This is a genomic window from Shimia sp. R9_3 (assembly GCF_017743755.1).
Classification (GTDB): domain Bacteria; phylum Pseudomonadota; class Alphaproteobacteria; order Rhodobacterales; family Rhodobacteraceae; genus Shimia.
The window spans coordinates 1-1,209 of record NZ_JAGHRP010000031.1 but is presented as its reverse complement, the minus strand read 5'-3'; the positions used below and the strand labels follow the sequence as shown (position 1 = coordinate 1,209).

At 53.6% G+C, this 1,209-nt stretch carries 1 protein-coding gene; it reads right to left on the bottom strand.

Annotated elements, in window-relative coordinates; genetic code table 11:
- Positions 1-30: 30 nt before the first annotated feature.
- A protein-coding gene (locus tag J7412_RS21740; RefSeq protein ID WP_209081976.1) for an IS3 family transposase occupies positions 31-1,132 on the bottom strand; the annotation gives its coding sequence in 2 pieces (ribosomal slippage) (positions 31-880 and positions 879-1,132; 1,104 coding nt in all).
- Positions 1,133-1,209: the final 77 nt, after the last annotated feature.

The following is a 1,209-nucleotide window of genomic DNA, read 5'->3' as shown; positions in this document are numbered from 1 at the left end:
TTGGTGTTCACCCCGTTTCTGGTCCGGGCTTCATGCGACCTTTCGGGTTTCGTTCAGTTGGGCCGCAAATTCGCTCGGGGTCAAGTTCTTGAGCGACGAATGTGGCCTGATTTCGTTGTAGTCAGTTTTCCATCGGTTGATCCGGGTCCTGGCATCGCTCATAGACATGAACCATGATGCGTTCAGGCATTCCTGACGCAGGCGACTGTTGAATGCCTCGATATATGCATTGTCCGTAGGTTTTCCTGGCCTTGAGAAGTCCAACTCAACCTTGTTTAAATAGGCCCACTGATCGAGCAGTCGACCGGCAAACTCTGGGCCGTTGTCGACACGAATACTGCGTGGTTTGCCTCTGATTCGCGCCAGCCGATCCAGTTCCTCAATCACCTGATAGGCTCGGAATTTCGTCCTCGCAGCAGTCGCGAGAGCTTCTCTCGTAAAGCAGTCAACCACGGTCAGAATCCGGAACGGTTTCTCGTCGAACAGGCGGTCAGACATAAAGTCCATTGCCCAAACATCATTCATGCCATCTGCTTCTGATCGGCCCGAACGATATCGACAAGCGTGTCGGCGTTTCGGACTGCGTGTACGGATCGACAAACCTTCTTCGCAATACAGTCGATAAAGGCGTTTATGGTTCACGCGCCATCCTTCGCGCTGCAACAGGATATGCAACCGGCGATACCCATACCTTACCCGGCTTTCTGCCAATTCTTTCAAACGCATCCGCAGTTCCACATCAGGATCGCACCTCGATTGGTATCTATGAGAAGCCCGTCCGAAGCCCATAGCACTACATGCTCGTCGCTCCGACACTTCAAACACATGCTGGTAGTGCCGGACAACTTCGCGACGGCGGACAGGCTTCACCACTTTTTCCCAGAGCATCCTGAAGCATCGTCTTGTCGAGCGTCAGGTCGGCGACCAGTCTCTTCAATTTCCCGTTCTCATCCTCGAGCTGCTTTAGTCGCCGGATCTCGGACACGCCCATCCCGGCATAAACCTTCTTCCAACGATAAAACGTCGCCTCCGCGATCCCCATCTTACGGCAGATCTCTCCCACCGTGGCTCCAGCTTCCGCCTGCCTCAGCGCAAAGGCAATCTGTTCATCGCTGAATCGTTTCTTCGGCATCGGTACACTCCTCTTTGTGCCAGAAATGTACCCAAAATTTCGCTCTCAATTCGGACCACTTTCAGGGGGCAAGACCA